General features: G+C 46.1%; 14 protein-coding genes. 10 read left to right on the top strand and 4 right to left on the bottom strand.

Annotated features, from left to right (window positions below; all coding sequences use genetic code 11):
- Positions 1-41: 41 nt before the first annotated feature.
- Entirely contained in the window at positions 42-2,906 is a 2,865-nt protein-coding gene (locus tag NCI00_RS12140) for a metallophosphoesterase (RefSeq protein ID WP_253527855.1), read from the top strand.
- On the opposite strand, the gene NCI00_RS12145 is transcribed toward NCI00_RS12140, so the two are convergent.
- Positions 2,896-3,357, bottom strand: a complete 462-nt coding sequence (locus tag NCI00_RS12145; protein WP_253527858.1) for a (deoxy)nucleoside triphosphate pyrophosphohydrolase — start codon at positions 3,355-3,357, stop codon at positions 2,896-2,898. The two genes, NCI00_RS12140 and NCI00_RS12145, sit on opposite strands and share 11 nt — an antisense overlap.
- Before the next feature lie 173 nt (positions 3,358-3,530).
- On the opposite strand from NCI00_RS12145, the gene NCI00_RS12150 reads away from it, so the two are divergent.
- Positions 3,531-5,039 (top strand): DUF4301 family protein, encoded by a 1,509-nt coding sequence (locus NCI00_RS12150; RefSeq protein WP_253527861.1) that lies wholly within the window; start codon positions 3,531-3,533, stop codon positions 5,037-5,039.
- 89 nt (positions 5,040-5,128) lie between these two features.
- Here the strand turns inward: NCI00_RS12150 and NCI00_RS12155 are convergent, their stop codons facing one another.
- Positions 5,129-7,615 carry a T9SS type A sorting domain-containing protein gene (locus NCI00_RS12155; RefSeq protein WP_253527863.1) on the bottom strand — a complete coding sequence of 829 codons (2,487 nt, stop codon included), beginning with the start codon at positions 7,613-7,615 and terminating at the stop codon, positions 5,129-5,131.
- 151 nt (positions 7,616-7,766) lie between these two features.
- Here NCI00_RS12155 and NCI00_RS12160 point away from each other — a divergent pair, with 151 nt between their 5' ends.
- Positions 7,767-8,477 carry an ATP-binding cassette domain-containing protein gene (locus tag NCI00_RS12160; RefSeq protein ID WP_253527865.1) on the top strand — a complete coding sequence of 237 codons (711 nt, stop codon included), beginning with the start codon at positions 7,767-7,769 and terminating at the stop codon, positions 8,475-8,477.
- A gap of 83 nt (positions 8,478-8,560) precedes the next feature.
- Positions 8,561-9,220: a hypothetical protein gene (locus NCI00_RS12165; RefSeq protein ID WP_253527867.1), complete on the top strand. Its 660-nt coding sequence runs from the start codon at positions 8,561-8,563 to the stop codon at positions 9,218-9,220.
- A gap of 72 nt (positions 9,221-9,292) precedes the next feature.
- On the opposite strand, the gene NCI00_RS12170 is transcribed toward NCI00_RS12165, so the two are convergent.
- On the bottom strand, positions 9,293-10,543 hold the full coding sequence (locus NCI00_RS12170) for a bifunctional 3,4-dihydroxy-2-butanone-4-phosphate synthase/GTP cyclohydrolase II (protein ID WP_253527869.1): 1,251 nt from the start codon (positions 10,541-10,543) through the stop codon (positions 9,293-9,295).
- 150 nt (positions 10,544-10,693) lie between these two features.
- Here NCI00_RS12170 and NCI00_RS12175 point away from each other — a divergent pair, with 150 nt between their 5' ends.
- The 5 genes from NCI00_RS12175 (at position 10,694) to NCI00_RS12195 (ending at position 16,611) form a co-directional block, all read left to right on the top strand.
- Complete coding sequence (locus NCI00_RS12175; protein ID WP_253527871.1) at positions 10,694-12,634, top strand: T9SS type B sorting domain-containing protein; 1,941 nt, start codon at positions 10,694-10,696, stop codon at positions 12,632-12,634.
- 316 nt (positions 12,635-12,950) lie between these two features.
- Complete coding sequence (locus NCI00_RS12180; RefSeq protein ID WP_253527873.1) at positions 12,951-14,408, top strand: CotH kinase family protein; 1,458 nt, start codon at positions 12,951-12,953, stop codon at positions 14,406-14,408.
- Positions 14,409-15,215: a polyphosphate polymerase domain-containing protein gene (locus NCI00_RS12185; protein WP_253527875.1), complete on the top strand. Its 807-nt coding sequence runs from the start codon at positions 14,409-14,411 to the stop codon at positions 15,213-15,215.
- Positions 15,216-15,242: 27 nt separating this feature from the next.
- Complete coding sequence (locus NCI00_RS12190; RefSeq protein WP_253527878.1) at positions 15,243-15,905, top strand: DUF4956 domain-containing protein; 663 nt, start codon at positions 15,243-15,245, stop codon at positions 15,903-15,905.
- Positions 15,865-16,611: a DUF2490 domain-containing protein gene (locus NCI00_RS12195; RefSeq protein ID WP_253527881.1), complete on the top strand. Its 747-nt coding sequence runs from the start codon at positions 15,865-15,867 to the stop codon at positions 16,609-16,611. Before NCI00_RS12190 ends, NCI00_RS12195 begins: the two co-directional genes overlap by 41 nt.
- Before the next feature lie 26 nt (positions 16,612-16,637).
- Here NCI00_RS12195 and NCI00_RS12200 read toward each other — a convergent pair whose 3' ends face one another.
- Positions 16,638-17,414, bottom strand: a complete 777-nt coding sequence (locus NCI00_RS12200) for a type III pantothenate kinase (protein ID WP_166558514.1) — start codon at positions 17,412-17,414, stop codon at positions 16,638-16,640.
- Positions 17,415-17,650: 236 nt separating this feature from the next.
- Here NCI00_RS12200 and lacZ point away from each other — a divergent pair, with 236 nt between their 5' ends.
- On the top strand, positions 17,651-21,055 hold the full coding sequence (gene lacZ / locus NCI00_RS12205; RefSeq protein WP_253527883.1) for a beta-galactosidase, LacZ type: 3,405 nt from the start codon (positions 17,651-17,653) through the stop codon (positions 21,053-21,055).
- Positions 21,056-21,059 lie beyond the last annotated feature (4 nt).

The raw sequence follows: 21,059 nt of genomic DNA on the forward strand, positions 1-21,059 counted from the left end.
AATGTGCATTTTTGTCTACTCTTTCATGCCAATCCTACTTTATGATGTATTCGTGGTGTAAAACTTTTCTTATCGCAGTTCTTGTGACCGTGGGGGCAAGAGAAATTTGGGGTCAAAAAATCGTTCGAGGGCCTTATCTCCAACTTGGGACTCCCACGAGTATCGTAATACGGTGGCGAACAGATGTTCCTACCAATAGTAAAATTAACTTTGGACTTACTGTCGATCAGCTAAACCGTACCGCTGTTGATGAAGCCGTTACTACCGAGCATGAAGTAAAATTGGTTGATTTACAGCCTAATACGGTTTATTTCTATTCGGTGGGTACCACTAGTGGTGTGCAGGGAAGTGGCAATGATTATTATTTCAAAACCGCCGCGCCTGCTGGTAGCAAACAAAAAATACGTATTTGGACCATGGGCGATATGGGTAGTGGCAGTCCCAATCAGCTGAGTGTGCGTGATTCGTACATGAACTTCATCAAAAAAAATAATCGAGCTACGGATTTGGTGCTTCTCTTGGGTGATAACGCCTATGGCACAGGAACTGAAGAGGAATTCCAGAATAATTTCTTCAATATCTATCAAAATCACTTTCTGAAAAACAACGTATTGTGGGCTATTCCGGGCAATCATGAGTATTATTCGGGAGACCAAACCAAGCGGGAAGTCGCCTTCTTCAACATTTTCTCCTTCGCTCAAAATGGAGAAGCTGGAGGGGTGCCGTCGGGGACCAAGATGTACTATTCGTTCGATTACGCCAATGTTCACTTTGTTGGGTTAGACTCTTATGGCATAGAAGAAGGAAAGTACCGACTCTACGATACGCTTGGCCCGCAGGTAGCTTGGTTGAAGAAGGATTTAGCCGCCAATAAACAGCCTTGGACGATTGTGATGTTTCACCACCCTCCGTATACAAAAAATTCGCACGACTCAGATGCTGAAAATGAACTTGTCCAAATTCACAAAAACTTGACGCCTATTTTGGAGCGGTATAAGGTTGATTTAGTATTGAGTGGGCATAGTCATTTATACGAACGCTCAAAATTGATGCGGGGGCATACCGAACATTCGAGCACATTTGATGCCCAGAGGCACGTTGTCAATACGTCGTCGGGTAGATATGATGGGTCGCCTAATTCTTGCGCCTATATCAAAAATCCCGCTACGGAAGGGGTTATCTACGCGGTCGTGGGTTCTTCGGGTCAAAACAATGGTTTCAATGGCATACCTCATCCCGCGATGCCTTTTAAAAATGCGACGGTTGGCGGGTCAGCGTACATTGATGTAGAAGACAACCGTTTGGAATTTAATTGGTTAGGTTCAGACCAAATTGTTCATGACCAATTTACCATCTACAAGAATGTGAATAAAATTACCGAGCTGAAAGCCCGACATGGTGAAGTAGTAAAACTGGCGCCATCGTGGAAAGGTAGCTATTTCTGGCCAGATGGCAGTCGCAAACACACCAAAGAACTGATGCTTTTGAGTGATACGACCATCATCGTACGCGATAGCCTTGGATGTTTGGAAGACCGTTTCAAAATTGAGGTATTTCCCCGCCCCAAAATTACGACCGAAACCCTTAAAACTGTTTGTAGCGGGGACCCATTGACGGTGCCATTTTCGGTTACCAATACCGACGCCGCCAAATGGACCTATACCGTGCAATTGTCGAATGCAATGGGTAGCTTTGAGCAGCCCATTGCATTGGGTAGTGGCAGTGGAACATCACTCACTGTCAATATTCCCGCAAATCTTTTGGCAGGAGAAGGTTATAAAATAAGGGTCGTTGCCAACGCACAGGGGTTTGATTATACACCCTCGGCGGCGTTTAGCGTGCGTCAAAAAGCAACCGCCACGCTGAAGGGAGATGCAACCATCGACGCTGGCAAAACCGCAAATATTACGCTGACATTTACAGGTTCAGCCCCTTGGACTTATCGTCTTTCTGACAACACGGGCGGTACTACCTCCGCTAATCCGTTGTCGTTGACGGTTAATCCTTTGAAAACCACGCTCTATGCCTTTTCTGCTCTTACAAATGCCTGCGGCGACGGTTCTGCCACTGGCAATGCCCGCGTTGTGGTAGTGCCGCGTATCGAAACAACTTTACCCACTACGGTCACTGTGTGCAACGGAGCATCGTTGGATGTGCCTTTTGCGCAGGTGGGGCAATTTGAAACAGCAGTGAATTACGTAGCCCAATTGTCAAACAAAGATGGTGATTTTTCTACACCAACGCTTATCGGTTCGGGTAGCCAAAGTCCCGTCAAAGTCACCATCCCACTTTCAGCAACCCTTGGAACAGGCTATCGGATTCGTATCGTTGCTGAGAATAATAACTCTGCCAACGTTGCACCTTCGGGGGTATTTGCCATACGTCAGCGTGCTTCGGCCACCATCAGCGGTGATACTGCCATTAAATTTGAAGAGCGGGCTTCATTAACCTTACGCTTTGAGGGCACACCACCCTGGACCTACGCACTTTCCGATAATTCAACGAATACCGTCGATTTTTCCCCTTTTACCGTGGCGGTTTCTCCGACCGTTCCCACGGTTTATACCTTAAAATCAGTCACGAATGTATGCGGCGCAGGTGTGGTGAGCGGAAGTGCTTTGGTGAAGGTGATTATTACAGGCACCGTGCAGGAAGAAGAAAACAAGATAAAAATATTTCCTAATCCCGCCCAAACAAAAGTGAAGGTAGAAGTGAATACTCCGCAAAGCCAATCGCTGATGTGGGAGTTGGTAAATGTAGATGGCAGAATGGTGAAAGAGGGGAGTATAAGAAAAAGCCAGCGGAGCAGTTTTGAGATAGACGTCGTAGAATTGCCTTCGGGAACCTACGTTTTGCGAATTTCGCTGGGTGAACAAACGATTGTCAGAAAACTGATTAAACTCTAACCTTTGATTTATTCCAACAAAGGGCTCGTTGTTCTTTGTATTTGAGGTATGTATCAATCACTTCCAAATCGGCATCAGCCCAGTCTACTTTTGAAAGTTGGTCGATTCGTACCCATTTGTACTGCGCGTGTTCGGTAAGAATGACGGGCGAGCTGGTCATGCGACAGATATAAGGCACCAAACAAATAATACGATTACGGGTGGGGTCTTCTTTGTAGGCAGGAGCGAGGCGGGCCCCGATTTCAATTTCGATGCTCAATTCTTCCATGATTTCGCGGTGAAGGGCTTCGGTTTCAGATTCACCTTCATCCACTTTTCCGCCCGGAAATTCCCATTTAAGCGGTAACGACATGGTACTACTGCGTTGAGCGGCAAACAATTGCCCATCTTTTTCGAAAATGGCGCAGGGAACCATCACGATGTTTCTCGAATGTTCAGATGGGGTAGACATATAATGGGTGTTTTTTTGCACAAAGGTACGACGGAAAATTATTTGTGAACGGTTTTTTTATCAAGCGGTCGTCAACTTGAGAAATATTTTTTACTTTCAACCCAAGTTACAAGTGGTTTTTGACCTGTATTCCCTTTATTGTGTAAGATTTTATTCAACCCTTTTATAAAATTATGTTTACGGAAAAAGATTATCAGCAAATTGCCAAACAGGGCATTCCAATCGAAACTATTCAACAACAAATCAGTCATTTTGTTAACGGTTTTCCGTATCTCAAAGTGCTCAAAGCGGCTACCGTAGGGGATGGAATTGTACGGGTCGAAGAAAACGAATTGGAGGCATTGGTGAAGGCGTTTGACGCGCAGGCTGACCAAGTGTCTTTGTTGAAATTTGTTCCTGCTTCGGGCGCCGCTACGCGTATGTTTAAGGCATTGTTTGCGTTCAAGGATGAAGGCAAAAGCGATAAATCCATCGTTGAGTTTAGCGAACGCTTGCGCGATTTTGCCTTTTTTGAAGATCTACAAACCATCATGGCCGCGGAGGGCGGAGCCATTGAAGCCGATATGGCCGCGGGAGAATTTCGGAAGATTGCGGATTATCTGCTTACGGGCAAGGGGCTGGATTACGGCAACTTACCCAAAGGACTCCTGAAATTTCATGCCTATCCCGACGGGGCCCGTACGCCCGTAGAAGAGCATTTGATTGAAGGCACAAACTATGCAAATTCGGGGGGGAAAGTGCGCATTCATTTTACCGTTTCGCCAGAGCACCGGAGCCGTTTTGAAGCCTTGATTGATGCCGTAAAACCGCTTTATGAGGATAAGTTTGGGGTGGTTTACGATATTAGTTTCTCCGAACAAAAACCGTCGACAGATACCATTTCGGTCAACTTAGACAATACGCCTTTCCGCAATGCCGATGGCAGTTTGTTGTTCCGTCCAGCTGGGCATGGGGCGTTGTTGGCCAACCTCGACGAACAAGACGGTGACGTGGTCTTTATCAAAAATATTGACAACGTTGTTCCTGATAGTCTGAAAGAAACCACCTTTACGTACAAGAAAGTGCTGGGGGCTTTGTTGTTGAACTACCGTCAACAAGGTTTTGATTTTCAGAAACGGATCGAAAACGGAGAAACCAGCGATGCTCTGCTGGAAGAGTTGACCCACTATTTTGAAAAAACCTTGTTTACATTACCTCCCGCAGGATTTGAAGCGTTTTCTTCGGCGGAGAAATTAGCCTATTTCCAACAAAAACTGGATCGTCCATTCCGTCTGTGCGGTATGGTACAAAACGTGGGAGAACCTGGCGGTGGGCCGTTTTGGGCGAGCAACCCCGACGGAACTACTTCGCTCCAAGTGGTTGAGTCAGCGCAGATTGACATGACAGATGCGGCCCAAAAGGCCCTGTTTGATACTGCTACCCACTTCAACCCCGTCGATTTGGTGTGCTCGTTGAGAGGCTACAAAGGCAAAAAATTTGAATTGATGAAATACGTAGACATTAATACGGGATTCATCACCCAAAAATCAAAAGACGGTAAAGACCTCAAAGCACAGGAGTTGCCGGGATTGTGGAACGGCTCCATGTCTGATTGGAACACGGTATTTGTAGAAGTACCTTTGATTACGTTCAACCCCGTAAAAACCGTCAATGACTTGCTCCGTAAAGAGCACCAGTCATAGGGAAGCATTAGAGAGGTTAAAGGTTAAGGTGGCTAAATTCAACATAAGAACCCAAAAACCTTTAACCTCTCAATATATGATTCATTTACTTATTCTTTCACCATTTTTGTGCTGAACCAACGGTCGTCTATTTTTACCTTCATAAAATAAACACCAGCAGGAAATGAATGGGTGTCTACGGTTTCTTCATACGTGGGGCGAGATTCCCAACGATTACTTTTTAAGATTCTTCCCTGATTATCCACCAATTGCCATTCGGTTGCGGCAGTATTAGAGATGCTGACGTTAAGTTGTTTGGATATAGGGTTAGGATAAAAATTGATGCCGCTTTTGATGAGGTCGGTGATGCTGGTGATAATCACGTTGGCAAACGCACTTCCCGAAACATTCCCAGTACCGCAGGTATTGCTCACCGATTTGAGGGTGTAAGTGGTGGGCAATTGCGGAGCAACGGTCAGCAACGCGGGGCTGATAGAGGTGGTGCCAGTGGTATTGTCTGATAAAGTGTACGTCCAGGGGCCATCACCGCTAAACTGAATGACCAAAAAAACATCTTCTCCCGGCTTGAGTGGTGTTGTGCCCCCACCGCTTAAAACCGCTCCAGGACGCCGCCCCAGAAAGAAAGCATTGGTAGGTACCAAGGTGATGGCTGAGCCTCCCGTGGCAATTACCCTGATGCGATAGCTACCACCTACGGGTGTAGTGGCAGGAATAGAAGCAATGATTGGGCTTTGGGTGCCAGTGCCTATCAGCACTGGGTTGGTAAATGCGCCCACGCTGTCAGAAAGTTGCACCTGAAAACCAGTCGTGCCCGACAATACGCCACCAACTGTAAACTTGATTTCGACGTCTTTTCCCGAACAAATAGCAGTACTTGGATTTTCGGTCAGCAAACGCGGAATAACGGTGACGGACGCATTGCCCGATGTGGTACCTTCCCCACATACGTTTCGAACCGAACTTACCACATAGGTTGCGGTTTGGGTGGGTGTGATATTGACCGTAAAAGGGGTTTGGGTTGCGGTGGAAGTGCTGCCATCAGAAAGGGTAAATGTCCAGGGACTTTCACCCGTAAAATTGAGTGTGAGGGAGGCTGTTTCTCCGAAATTAACGGTTGAGCTGCCGCTCAAAGCGGCACTAGGGCGCGCTCGAATCGTAAAGGCTGGACTATTGATAGACGAGGCGGCTGCACTCGCCACTACGCGCAAACGGTATCCAGTGCCTGCCGCAACGTTGGAGGGAATGCTAATAGTGATGGGGCTACCCGCTCCGGAAGCTAAGACGCGCGGCGTGGCAAAACTCCCGGCTACGTCCGAAAGCTGTACGGTGTATGTAACTGGCGTGGTGAACGTTCCCGTTACCAAAAAAGGAAGACTTACGTTGGTTCCGACACAGACCCCACCCAAAGCGACATCTGCTACGCTGATTTTAGGTACTACCGTGACGGTAGCGGTTCCTGAAACCGTTCCTGCGCCGCAAGCGTTGCTGACCGACACCAAGCTGTAGTTTGTGGTTACGGTGGGATTAACAACGAGTTTCGTGGGGTTAGTAGAAGTTGTCGTTGCGGAGCCAGAGGCAAGTTGGTAGGTCCAAGGTGCATCACCCGTAAACGCAATGCTTAAACTTGTGGTGTCTCCTATACCCACAGCGGCCGTTCCACTGAGGGTTGCGGTAGGTAAGGGTTTGACCGTAAATGCGTTACTGCTGACATACGTAGCCACCGAACTCGCAATAACGCGAACCTGATAATTCCCTGCTGCCAAGTTGGTGGGTAGGGTTACATTCAAAGGACTGGCAGTGCCTGAGCCGAGGGTGGTGGGCGAGAGAAAACTTCCAGCGGCGTTCGAAAGCTGAGCAGTATACGTCACTCCAGGGCTAGCAAAAGCGCCCGTAACGGTAAAAGGAACCGTTACGGCAGCACCTGCGCACAAACTTGTGGCGGTGAAATCTGTGGTAATGCGAGGAAAAACCGTGACTCGTGCGCTGCCAGATACTATGCCAGGACCACAAATATTGGTGACGGATTGTAGCGCGTAGGTGGTTGAAACAGTGGGTTGCACTAATCCTCTGAGTGGGTTGATTGAGGTAGTCGAGGTGTTGGTATTGGTAAAGGTATACGTCCAGGGGCCGTTGCCTGTAAATGCAATAGATAATTGGGCCGTACCGCCTACGTTGATGCTGGTATCACCACTCAAAAAAGCGGTCGGTGCTTTGAGCATCATAAAGACCGCAGATGGTGTGTAGCTCACGCCCGTTGTGTCGGTAATTACGCGCAGGCGATAGTCTCCGCCTAAAGTACTTGCGGGGAGCGTCACCTGAATGGGACTTCTGGTACCAGTGCCTATGGAGGTTGGGTTGGTAAAAGCACCGACAGCGTTGGAAAGCTGAACAATAAACAGCCGATTGGTCGTGGTCAGGTTGGATGTAACAAACGACACGGGTATGGTAGTACCCGCACAGGCCATAGCTCCGCTGACGTTGTTGGTGACAATGGTGGGCAGCTGAGCAAAAAGGGCGTTTTTTACCAAAACTAAAAGCAAAATCAGTACTAACTCAACACGTATAGACAATCTCATAAAACGTTTTCCGTTAAATGTTATTCGCTTGGTATAACTCCTTAAAAAGAGGATATTATCCTTCGGACATTCAAACTGCAATTTTTCCTGCTGACAAAGATACAAGACCCTACGCGAGAATTTTGTATTTTCGCCCCAATTCTAGAAAATCATGTCCATTCGGATTCAACATTTAACCAAAGTGTACGGCAGTCAGAAGGCCGTCAATGACGTAAGTTTTGACGTTAGTCGTGGCGAAATCGTCGGATTTTTGGGGCCAAACGGGGCCGGGAAATCAACAACGATGAAAATCACAACCTGCTATCTATCCGCCACAAGCGGTCAGGTGGAAGTCAACGGTTTTGACGTGATGCAACATTCTATGGATGTACGCCGTAGTATCGGGTATTTGCCCGAGCACAATCCGCTTTATACCGACATGTACATCAAGGAATTTTTGCGATTTGTGGGGGCTTTATATCATTTAAAAGGCGAAACCCTGACGAAGCGGGTGAGCGAAATGATTGAAATCTGTGGGTTGGAGGTTGAACAACGAAAAAAAATAGGCCAATTGTCTAAGGGATATCGCCAACGCGTCGGACTCGCGCAGGCGTTGATTCATAACCCACCCGTTTTGATTTTGGATGAAGCCACGACGGGCTTGGACCCCAATCAACTGGTAGAAATTCGCAACTTGATTAAAACCGTGGGCAAAGAAAAAACGGTTTTGTTTTCTTCTCATATCATGCAGGAAGTAGAAGCGATCTGTGACCGGGTCGTGATTATCAATCGTGGGCAGGTAGTGGCCGACCGCTCCCTGAAGGACTTGCAAAACGAAGGTAAGCCGCTAGAAGTGGTTTTCCAGGAGCTTACCATGCAATAGTCGACCTTTATTCTTCGTTTTGAAACATAATTTTCGATTTTGACGTAATAGTAACATAAGCGTATTTATTTGAAAAGACAACCATGAGAAAGACTTATTTAATACTCGCATTTGGTGTGTTGTTGACCTATTCTGCAACGGCCCAAAGTACGGCTAATCCTGATGCCCCCCCGCCGCCCGTTCGTCAGAATGAAGGCCCTATCAAGGTGCTAGACGCGCCGCCCCGCAAAAGCGAAGACCCTCAACGCCCCCCTTCAGCACTCGATAAAATCCGTTTGGGCGGCAGTATCGGCCCGCTGTCGTTTGGTACTTTTACAAGTATCGGAGTTTCACCAATAGCAGGTTATCAAGTAACCGAACGTTTGTCTTTGGGAGGTGGGCTTAGCTACACTTATTCAAGCTATAAGAATCCATATACGAGGGTTAAAACTAACTCAAATAACTATGGTGGCCGTTTTTTTGGGATGTTCAATATATTTGAAAGCATTAATTTAAATGCTGAATATGAATCATTAAATGTAGAATATCCTGATTTTACCTCCCAAATTTATAGAAGAACTTGGTTGAATTCAGCAATGGTAGGAGCCTCTTATTCTACCCCCATCGGTGGGAGATTTGTCAGGGCTTTTAACCTGATTGTTTTGTATAATTTAAGTTATAATAACTTGGTGAATCCAAGCGACCGAACTCAAAACATCTACCCAACGTCTAGCCCGCTGGTGATTAGGGCGGTGTTGTTTTAAGTGAAAAAAACACAAACAAAAAGCGCCTTACTGAGCAAGTAAGGCGCTTTTTGTTTGTGAAAAACAGGCGTATTATTCTTCTTTGACGGTCGTGAACTGCGTCAGGCGGTGGCCCATTTTGTTGTATTTGGTCCGAAGATAATCCTCGTTGTGAGGATTAGCGGCCATTTCGATTTGAATATTGTCCACAATTTCGAGCCCGTACCCCATCAATCCAACGCGCTTTTTGGGGTTGTTTGAAATGAGGTTGATTTTGGTTAGGCCCAAATCCCGCAAAATCTGCGCTCCGACGCCGTAGTCACGCTCATCCATCTTAAACCCTAATGCAAGATTGGCTTCCACTGTATCCAAACCGTTTTCTTGTAATTTGTAGGCTTTCAGTTTGTTGATTAAACCAATACCCCGGCCTTCTTGATTCATATACAATACCACCCCTTTTCCAGCACGTTCGACCATTTGCATGGCGGCGTGGAGTTGAGGGCCGCAATCGCAGCGACACGAACCGAAAATGTCGCCCGTGGCGCAGGAAGAATGGACGCGTACCATCACAGTTTCGTCTTTTTCCCACGAACCTTTGATTAATGCTAAGTGCAGTTCATCGGTGTTTAACTGGCGGTACGCAATCATGTCAAAATGGCCCCATTCGGTAGGCATGTCAACCGCGATTTCACGTTTGATGAGTGATTCGGTGCGGAGGCGATAGGCAATCAAGTCTTTGATAGAGACCAACTTCATTCCGAATTTGTCGGCCAAAATACGCAATTGCGGCAAACGAGCCATGGTTCCGTCTTCGTTCAGGATTTCGATGAGCACCCCTGCTGGTTTTAACCCTGCAAGTCTGGCAAAGTCAATGGTTGCTTCGGTATGACCCGTACGACGCAATACCCCTCCTGGCATAGCCCGAAGCGGGAAAATATGTCCTGGACGGCCCAATTCTTCGGGTTTTGTTGCGGGATTTACCAGCGCCTGAATGGTTTTGGCGCGGTCGGAAGCGGAGATGCCAGTGGTGCAGCCGTAGCCCAGCAAATCCACCGAAACCGTAAACGGCGTTTCGTGGGTGGAGGTATTATCACCCACCATCATTTTAAGGCCCAATTCTTCGCAGCGCTCTACGGTGAGCGGAGCGCACATCAATCCACGTCCTTCGCGGACCATGAAATTCACCATTTCTGGGGTGATTTTTTCGGCGGCACAGACAAAGTCCCCTTCATTTTCCCGATCTTCGTCGTCTACGACAATGATAATTTTTCCATCCCTAATATCGGCAATGGCATCTTCAATTCTATCAAGTTGTATGGAATTGGTATTATTATTGCTATCCATGTATCAAGTAAAAAAATAGTTTGTCAAAAATTACGTTTTATGCTTAATTACCCGCTTGAGCTTATTTGTTGTGAGCATGGTTGTGTAGTTAAAACAACCGTGCGCAAAGATACGTTCTTTGAACGGAACGAAAGAAGAATAACCAAATCTATGAGAATCTATCTTTTACTTGCTTTGTTGACATTTCTATTTGTCGATTCATATGCACAGGAGGATTGGTGTACAAATCCCCCCGCGGGAGTATCGCAGGGTGGATTTAATGTTGCTGGGTCTTCCAATGGCTGCGCCCCTTTTGACGTCAAAGTTGAAAAAACGGTAGGCGATAATTATAAGTATATCTACGACTATAAAGGAGGAAGCCCTCTCAAAGCTCCTTATGTACCAGAAGATGTCACAACCCATAAATACCTCAAACAAGGTACTTATAAGATACTGCAACTGGGCAGTAACGGCTCAGGCTCGGTTTTTTGTCGCACTGTAAATGTGTATTCACCACCTAATTTTACCGTCAGAGCCTGTAGTAACCGAAAAATTCAAGTCGTTATTGCCGATGATAGCACCACCAAACTCTACGATGGATTTACGATTGATTGGGGAGGTGTGAAAGAAAATGTTTCAAAACCTGGGGTATACACGCACTCCTACAGTGCAGCAACCATTTTAGCAACAGTTTTTGTTACGGGGAGCATTGGAGGCCAATCGTTAGGCTGTTCGATTCCGAGTGCCACTATTGCTATCAATAATGTAGACCTGTCAACCACTTCAATTCGTAGAGTAACACTAAACAACGACGGCTCAGTGGCAGTCTTGATTAGAGCCCCAGTGGGAACGACCACATCCGTGCAGGTAAGCCAAAATAGCGGAGCTTTTACGGGGCTTCCGGGGCAAATAACCCTCACAAGAGACACGGCGACCATTACGGTCAGAGACGTAAATGCGCTGAAAGATACGTACTGCTTCCGCCTGAATACCAACGATGGATGTGCCAATAATGCCGCTTTAACGTCCAACGTAGTTTGTGCCACGCCTTTAGAAGTAAAAGCAGAAAACCGCCAGAATGTGGCCGCGTGGAAAGAATATCCCAACGCCGCCGATTTTCAGAGTTATCGTATTACGCGTAATCTGGTAAGTTTGGGCGGAGCAAGTGTGCGAACCAATACTACCCAAACCGATGCCAATGTGACCTGCGGAGAGCAATATTGTTATCAGGTAACGGTCCGATTGGTGGGCGGAGCGGAGTCGGTTTCACCATCGGTATGTGTGAAGGCCATCTCTACGGAGTTTCCTACGGTGGTTCAAAATGCGTTTGTTACGGTAGCAGATGAAGGGAAAATAAACATTTTTGCTACTCCTCCCGCTTCGGGAGCGACCCCCGCTAAGTTCAAAACGATTTTCTTTCGTACAGAAAACGGCAGTGGAGACTTTAAGGAAGTGGCGTCGTTGGATAACTTACTTTCGTACGTCGATAATGCCGTGAACCCCAACCAGCAATCCTATTGTTACAGGATTGCGTACGAAAATTCCTGCGGCAATCGCTCGCAGCCATCCGAGCCTCTTTGTTCCATTTATTTATCTTCCAAATCAGGTTCAACCATCGACTGGACGCCAGAAACGCCATTTTTAGTGCCCGTTAATCGTTATCAACTGGAGATTCTGGACGAACAGGGCAATCCATACGACCAAGTGCCAGTGGGGGTGAATACCAGCTATTCGCCCAATGTTTCTGACCAGCAGTTGTTTCGGTACCGGATTTTAGGATTTGGGCAGGGTGGCGGCAACAGCAACAGCTACTCCAACTATTACGTATTCAAGAAGAATGCGCTGCTGTTTATTCCAGATGTTTTTTCACCCAACGGCGACAATGTCAACGATGTTTTTGCTCCCAAAGGTCAATTTGTGGATAAGTCGCGCATGATTGTGTATAACCGCTGGGGACAGGTTCTTTTTGAAACCAGCAACGCTCTCGAAGGCTGGGATGGCACCATCAACGGGCAACCAGCCGTGGAGGGAACGTACGTTTTTCGGATTGAAATAACCGATTCCTTGGGCGCTAACTTCGTCAAAACAGGAACTGTTTTGCTGGCACGTTAGCGTTTTGCACGCTGATTTTATCCAACGCTACCACGAACGACTGATGCACCCTGCATAATTGAAGCAGTGCTCTGTATTTTGTAAACTTCTCTATCTATTTCTCAGTACAAATAGGCCAAATGCCTTTTTGAGGGTGGTTATAAACCGTCAATAAATAATTGATTATCTTCAATTCCAAACCTTCCAACGCATAGGTCTGATAAGCTGTGTCGAAAATAACCATCAGAAAGTGTCTGTGGTGATAAGGTTTTTCGCAACGACGACGCAAAAACTTGCGTATACATCAAAACATACCTGAACACCAATAAACACTACTATGAAATCAATTCACTATACGCTGCTTACTGCTGCGCTGTTATGGGTAGCTTCGGCCTGTAAGGATAAAACCACCGACCTTGTGCCGCAAAATGCCAATTCTGATTGGACCACCGAATCGCACAGTAATGATGTAGCCCCCAACTATGACATTGTTTTTCCGCAAAATCAAGTAAACACCTTAGAAATCACCATGACGGCCGCCGACTGGACCGCCATCAAAGCCGATATGCAAACCAAAAGCGGAACGGCTTTTGGAGCAGGAGGCGGAACGAGTCAGGGAGGAATGGCTCCTGGCGGAATGTTGGGTGGTGTTCCTCCTGGGGGAAATGGTGCCGGAGGGTTGGACCTTATTCCGGGAGACCCCATTTATGTGGCTACTACCATGAAATTTAACGGAAAAGCTTGGAACAACGTAGGGTTCAGACTCAAAGGCAATTCTAGCCTTTCGTCTATTTGGCGAGCGGGAATTTATAAATTACCGTTTCGTCTCAAAATGGATGAATACGAAGATAAATATCCCGAAATCAATAATCAGCGTTTTTATGGATTTAAGGAACTTTCGATGTCGCCAGCATTTTCTGATAATTCACTTATTCGGGAGAAAGTAGTGGCGGATATTTTCAGAATGGGTGGCGTGGCAGCGGCCCGAACGGCCTTTTATAAAGTGTATCTGAATTTTGGCGATGGTCTTAAATATTGCGGCGTCTATACCATGGTCGAAATCATTGACGACACGATGGTCAAAGACCAATTTGGGGAAGACAAAGGCAATATCTACAAACCTGAATCAACGTTTCAGACGTTTGTGCAATCGCAATTTGAAAAGAAAAACAACGAAACGGCTGCTGATTACAGTGATGTACAAGCATTTGTGGCGGCCCTCAACAGCACAGACCGCACAACGAATGCCGCTCAATGGCGTGCCAATCTGGAGAAAACGTTCAACGTGGATCATTATCTGAAATTTTTGGCCATCAACAACACGATTGTCAACTGGGATACCTACGGGGCTATGGCGCATAATTATTATCTTTACAATTCACCCACCAATAAGCTCACCTGGATTCCGTGGGACCATAACATGTCGATGACAAGTACTACTGGGGGTGGAAATGCGGGCGGTGCTGGTGGCGGGGGGCGAGCGGCAGTGTCGTTGGCTATGACCGAAGTCGGTACGGGCTGGCCGCTGATTCGCTACGTAGCGGCCGACCCAGTGTATTATGCCAAGTACAAACAATATGTTAGAACATTCGCGGATGAAGTATTTACGACGGCCAAAATGAATGAGTTGTTTGATAAATACACCAACCTGATTACGCCGTACGTCAATGGAACAGAAAAAGAGGTGGCACCGTATACCAATCTTACCAATACCGCCGCTTTCGCCACCGCTCTCACGGCATTAAAACAACATGTATCAACGCGAAATCAGGCCGTTAATACCTTTTTAAAATAGATGGCAGCGCAATTCCTCACCCCCACTATTGTACAGAAAATAGGGTTGTATGATCCTATTTCGCTGGCCGAAATGGACGGCGTCAAACTCATGAACCGTACTGATGCCAAATTTTTGGTTCCCTTAAAAATGTTGCCTACGTTGTTGGAGGATTTGCGGCCCTACTATCGTTTGTTGGAAATCAACGGGCATCGGATGTGTGATTATGAAACGCTCTACTTTGATACGCCTGATTTACGGTTTTACCACGACCATCAAGCAGGACGATTGAATCGGTATAAAATTCGTCAACGTAAGTATGTTCATAGCAACACAATTTTTACGGAAGTAAAATTCAAGAATAATAAAGGGCGTACGATTAAGACCCGTTTGCTGAATCAAAGACCCGTCAATACTACCTTGACCGAGGAAACGAACACGTTTATAAGCCTACAAACACCTGTTGACCCCGCCACACTGACGCCAGTACTTCGAGTAGATTATACCCGGATTACCCTTGTGAGCCGCACGACGGCTGAACGTTTAACGCTGGATTTGAATTTGACGTTTCACAATGAGGCAAGCCGTAAAAGTTATGAACAATTGGTGGTAGCCGAAGTAAAACAAGATTCGCTAAAACACTCCCGATTTTTGGATTTAATGAAGAAGTATCAATTGCGGGAAGGCTCCCTGAGTAAGTATTGCTTGGGCGTTATTAGTCTCAATAAAACGGTCAAACACAATCGGTTTAAAGAAAAGTTGAATCATGTGTTAAAAATAAATGCCCGATGTACTTCCTTGCCCGAAAATAGTCATTATTCTGCTTAACATTGTCTGATACCTAACGATAAAAAAATGATTTTTCTCCAAGAGCTTGCCACTGCCGACACCTTTGAATGGTTCAATAAACTTCCCGAAAAGTTTTTTGTACGCTTGTTGGTTGATTTGTTGACGGTCACGATTTTGGTCCGACTGATTTATTACCGACTTTACCGTCGTACTGACTTGTTCCTGACGTTTTTTGGTTTCAATTTGGTCATTTTTCTCATTACCTATTTGCTTAATAAAGTGCAGATGTCGATGGGGGCAGCCTTTGGGTTATTTGCCGTGTTTTCGATGCTTCGCTACCGCACCGAAGGGCTTTCGGCCAAAGACATGACCTATCTTTTCATCGTTATTTCGCTGGGGCTTATTTCCGCTATTATCAAAGGAAGTTGGGACGAATTGGGCTTGGTCAATGGCATGATTGTGCTGAGTGTGTGGCTTTTGGAAGGCAACTGGCTTATCAAACGGGAGTTAACAAAAGTTGTGCAATACGACAAAATTGATCTGATTTTGCCCGAGCGGCGTGCCGAATTGATTCAAGACCTGCGGGCACGTACGGGTTTGAATATTCACCGTGTAGAAATTCAAACCATGGATTTTCTGAGAGATTCGGCCCTTATCATGATTTTTTATTATCAAACTCCTGCCCAAAATGAAAAGAAAATCGAAGAAAATATTTTGGAAAATGCATAATTTAGGAAATAATCCTGCGCTTATCAAAGGATTGTCAAGTTGTTGGTTTAGAAGAGTTTATGGTTCATTGTTGCTGTTGGTTTTACCAATGGTGGGCTATTCGCAAGCCGCCGATATTGGCCTTTGGGCGGGGGTCGGAGTGGAGAAAAAGATTACTAAAAAATGGTCGGCCAACGTCAATGTACAATCCCGTTTTACGGACAATATTTCCGTTTTAAAAGCGTATTTGGGGGAAGTCGGCTTATCCTACAAGCTTACCAAGCATTGGGAAGTGAGCGGATATTATCGCTACATAGCCCGACGTAAAAGAAATGAGGATAAAACTGGATATGAATACCGCTCGTACAATCGTTTTTATGCTGATTTAGCTTATGATCATAAGCTTTGGAAATTGAAATTTGATTATCGTCTGCGCTACCAGAATCAGTTTCAGGATGATGAAAGCGCGGCCGAAAATAGCAGCAGCTACATCCGTAATAAATTTGAACTGTCGTACCCCAATAAATCACGTTTTACGCCTTACATTTCTACCGATTTTTTCTATGAAATCGGGAACGGTTTTGACCAAATGCGTAACAAAGCGGGCGTAGAAATTGCGCTCAATAAGCACCATAAACTGGAAATATCGGGCTTTACCGATTACCGCTTGATTGGAAGTCAGGAAAATCGGTTTCTGATTGGCGTGGGCTATAAAGTGAAATTTTGAGGTTTGGGGCGAGCTTTCGCCCCGTTTTATATACTTTTTTGTTTAACTTTCTCACCTATAATGCGCAGTCCATCAAGCGTCAGGCTCCGATTTACTTCCACAAACTCGCCGTGTAAGGTGTCAATAATGGAGGACAAACCACCCGTAGCCAGCGCAATACAATCTCCGTCGAGTTCGCGGCGGATGCGCGTCACCATACCCCGCACCAGACTTTCATAACCCAACAAAATACCCGCCTGAATGGCGTGCGTGGTATTTTTTCCAATGGCTGATTCAGGCAATTTCAACGGTACTTCGGGCAACTGAGCGGTGTTGGAAAACAAGGCTTTGACGGCGGTTTTCAGGCCTGGCGCGATGGCAACGCCCAAAATTCGGCCATCTCCTGATACGGTCGTAAAGGTAAGTGCTGTACCAAAATCCACCACCACGGCATTTCGGTTGTATTTGGTAAAAGCTGCCACGGCATTGGCTACGAGGTCGCTACCGATTTCGTGCGGATGGTCTATTTCCACTTTTAAATCAGGGTATATATCTGGCCCGACCACTACAGGAGGCTCCCCAAAGAGGTTGGAGAGCATGGTACGCAGGGTGGGTGTCAGCGGCGGAACCACACTGCTTAAAACCGTAATTGTGATATTCTCCAAGGCTAAGTCGGCCTCTAAAAAATGAAGCCGTAATTTACTTTCAAAATAATTCGGAGATTCTTCGGGCAGTGAACGCGTACGGAAGATGTGCGTCCATTCTTCATTTTGCCAAATTCCAAAAACGGTGTCAGTATTGCCTGCGTCAACGGCTAAAAGCATGATAGACTGAGGTTTGTGATGGTATATTTTTTATGAATCGAAAATGTTTATTAGAGTAAAATTGGCTTAAAAATTCAACAGAAACTGCCCAAAACACCGAACCGATTCGTAGAAGCAAGTCGTTTTTATCCAATATTCGGCCGTCTTTTTTCGTTGTCTTTCTATTGGTTCAGCCAAAAGTCCTTTATTTTGTGAAACTGAGTTGCGTTCTGGAAAATTTAACCCGCTAATGATTTATGCGCAAGTTAAGCGTTTTTTTATCCCTCTTACTACCTTGTGTTGGATTTGCTCAAGATTTGCCCGACTGGGAAAACCCGACGGTTATCAGCCGAAATACCGAACGGCCTCATACTACGATTATCCCTTACGCCGACGAAGCATCGGCGCTTAAATCTGACCGTGCGGCGTCGCCTTTCTTTAAGTCATTAAACGGAACGTGGAAATTTAAGTGGGTTTCTCACCCCTCCAAAGTGCCAGGTGATTTTTTTCAGGTCAATACTAACATCTCTGGCTGGGATGATTTGCCCGTTCCTTCCAATTGGCAGGTGGTGGGTGCGCGTGAAGGGCGTGCGTACGACCGCCCCATTTTTACAAACATAAAACATCCCTTTCCGACCAAACCGCCCCGCATCACGAGCGATACCAACGCCGTGGGGCTGTATCGTACGTCGTTTACGATTGCTCCCAATTGGCAGGGCCGCGATGTGTTTTTGCATTTTGCGGGAGTTCAATCCGCTTGTTATGTGTGGGTTAACGGATTGCAGGTAGGGTACCACGAAGATGGCATGACACCGGCTGAGTTTAACGTAACAAAATATTTAAGAGCGGGCGAAAACCAACTAACGGTGCAGGTCATCAATTGGTCAGATGGAAGTTATCTGGAAGATCAGGATTTTTGGCGTATCTCGGGTATTTTCCGGGACGTGTACTTGTTTGCCGCGCCTACAATTCACGTCAGAGATTATTATGTGGTCACTGATTTGGATGAAAATTATCAAAATGGTACGCTTAAAGTATCAGCTTTTGTCAAAAATTTCTCGACGCAAGTTCAGGATAAATATCAGGTCAAGTTTAAACTTTATGACCCCGATGGGCGGATTTTTCAGGGGGAATTTGTGAAAAACGTCCCGATGATGGATCCTAAAGATGAGTCTTATCTGACCCTCAATGTGCCTATTACATCGCCTGCACGCTGGACTGCCGAGACGCCAAATCTCTATAAATTGGTGATTCAGGTAGTGGATGGTGAGGGAAAAACGGTGGAAGTGCTCAGCGCCCGGGTGGGTTTTAGGGAGGTGACGCTCAAAAACGGACAGTTGTTGGTCAATGGAAAAGCCGTCATGTTTAAAGGAGTGAATCGGCACGAATTTGACCCCAATACGGGACGGACAATCAGCCGTGAATCTATGATAAAAGATATTTTGTTGATGAAACAACACAATATCAACGCGGTACGCACTTCTCACTATCCAAATGACCCCCTTTGGTACGACCTGTGCGACGAATACGGCTTGTATGTCATTGATGAAGCCAACATTGAAAGCCATGAGTTATGGCAACAAAAAGGAATTGTGTTGGCCAATAATCCCGATTGGAAAGATGCGTTTATTGCCCGTGGCAAAGCCATGGTAGAGCGCGACAAAAATCATCCATCCATCATTATTTGGTCTTTGGGCAATGAGTCGGGGATGGGAAGCAATTTTCAGGACATGGCGCAGATTATCAAGTTGATTGACCCTACGCGTCCTATTCATTACGAAGGACGGGCCAATTATCCCAAAACATTTGAAGAGATTAACCAACCAAGCACCAATTTCGACATTAATGGTACGATGTATCCTTCCGTGAAGGTTATGGAAGCAATGGTTGAAAAAGACCCGAGCCGACCGTTGATTATTTGTGAATACGCCCATTCGATGGGAAACAGCGTCGGTAATTTGCAAGAATACTGGGATGTTATCGAAAAACACCCACGGATGCAGGGTGGATTTATCTGGGATTGGGTTGATCAGGGATTGTTCGTTAAAGATAAAAACGGACGCTCGTATGTCAACCATGTCAATTACATCGATGGTGCCAATGCGGGCGATGGGCTGGTGAATCCAGACCGCACACCTCAACCCGAAATCAATGAAGTGAAGCACGTATATCAATACGTGAAATTTACGCCAAAAGATACGATTTCACCCCAAAGTCAGACTGTTACGCTCATTAATAAATACGATTTTCTAAGCCTTAGCCCTTTTAAATTGGTGTGGCAATTGCTCGAAAATGGAAGGCCAATTCAGCAAGGTGAAATTGCTTCATTGACGGCCGCCGCTGGCAAAAGCCAAAACGTGACCATACCGTTTACCATTCCAGGGGGTACAGGAGGTGAATATTTTTTGAATTTAAGCCTGAAACTGAAAGAAAATATGCCTTGGGCGTCGACGGGGCATGAAGTGGCGTTTCAACAGATGTACATTAAAACGCCGCCAACTCCTAAGCCGCTGCTGACGTGGCCTACCAATGCAACGGTAAAAGTAGGGCTCATTCGGGGTGGAGGAATTCAACTAACCAATTCCCAGTTTAAAGTGATTTTTGACCGCAAATCGGTGGGAATTAGTTCGTTCGTTTATAAAAATCATGAGTTAATCGGGCAACCGCTCCAACCTGAGTTTTGGCGGGTTCCGACCGATAATGATGAAGGTGGAGGAAATGCGGGTTTTGCAGAACGTTGGCGTATGGCTGGCCTAGATAGCCTTCGGCGCATAGGCGGTGATATTCGGGTGGAGCAGATAAGTCCTTCTATTGCGCGTGTACACACCCAAACAACATGGGTGGGAAAAGCGGGGACTTCAATTGTCCACAAAACTACTTATACGGTGTACGGTTCGGGAGATATGCAGGTCAAAAATAACATTCTCGTAAACGGAAATAATGTACCTCCCCTGCCAAAAGTAGGGATGCAGATGCAGCTCCCTGCCGCATATCGTAACCTGAGTTGGTATGGCCGAGGGCCGTTTGAGAGTTATAGTGATCGCAAAACCGCAGCGCTCGTAGGAGAGTACGGCGGTAAAGTAATGGATCAGCACTTTCCGTACATCATGGCCCAAGAGAATGGTAATAAAACAGATGTACGCTGGGCGGCCGTGACAGATTCTTTGGGCTTTGGCTGGCTGGTTATCGGTGAGCCTACGCTAAATTTTAGCGCCAAAGATTATACCGATGCGGATTTATTGGCGGCTAAAACAACGCAAAATCTACCGCGTGGAATGGTTACGGTGCTGCATTTTGATCATCAAATGATGGGTCTTGGCGGGGATGACAGTTGGACCCCGCGTACGCATCCTGAATTTCTTTTGACCGAAAAAGAATACAATTATTCCTTCCGTTTACGCCCTTTAGATGCTACCGTACAAATCGGAACGGTGGTTCAGACGGTGTTGCCCGAAATAACGGCTCAGTCGCAGGCTGCCTCCGAATTGGGTGCGCCAGCGGCCATTGTGAAGGAGGCTCCCACGGGTGTTGTCTCGGATGAAGACCAAGAAGCGGCCATCAAAAAAGCGGAAGCCCGAAAATACGTAAAGAAGAAGCCAGTTCGCAGAAAATCTTCTTCTAAAAAGAAAAAGTCTTCGTCAAAAAAGAAGAAAAAACGGTAATAGA

The sequence above is a fragment of the Runella salmonicolor genome (assembly GCF_024158025.1).
In the GTDB taxonomy this organism is placed as follows: Bacteria; Bacteroidota; Bacteroidia; order Cytophagales; family Spirosomataceae; genus Runella; species Runella salmonicolor.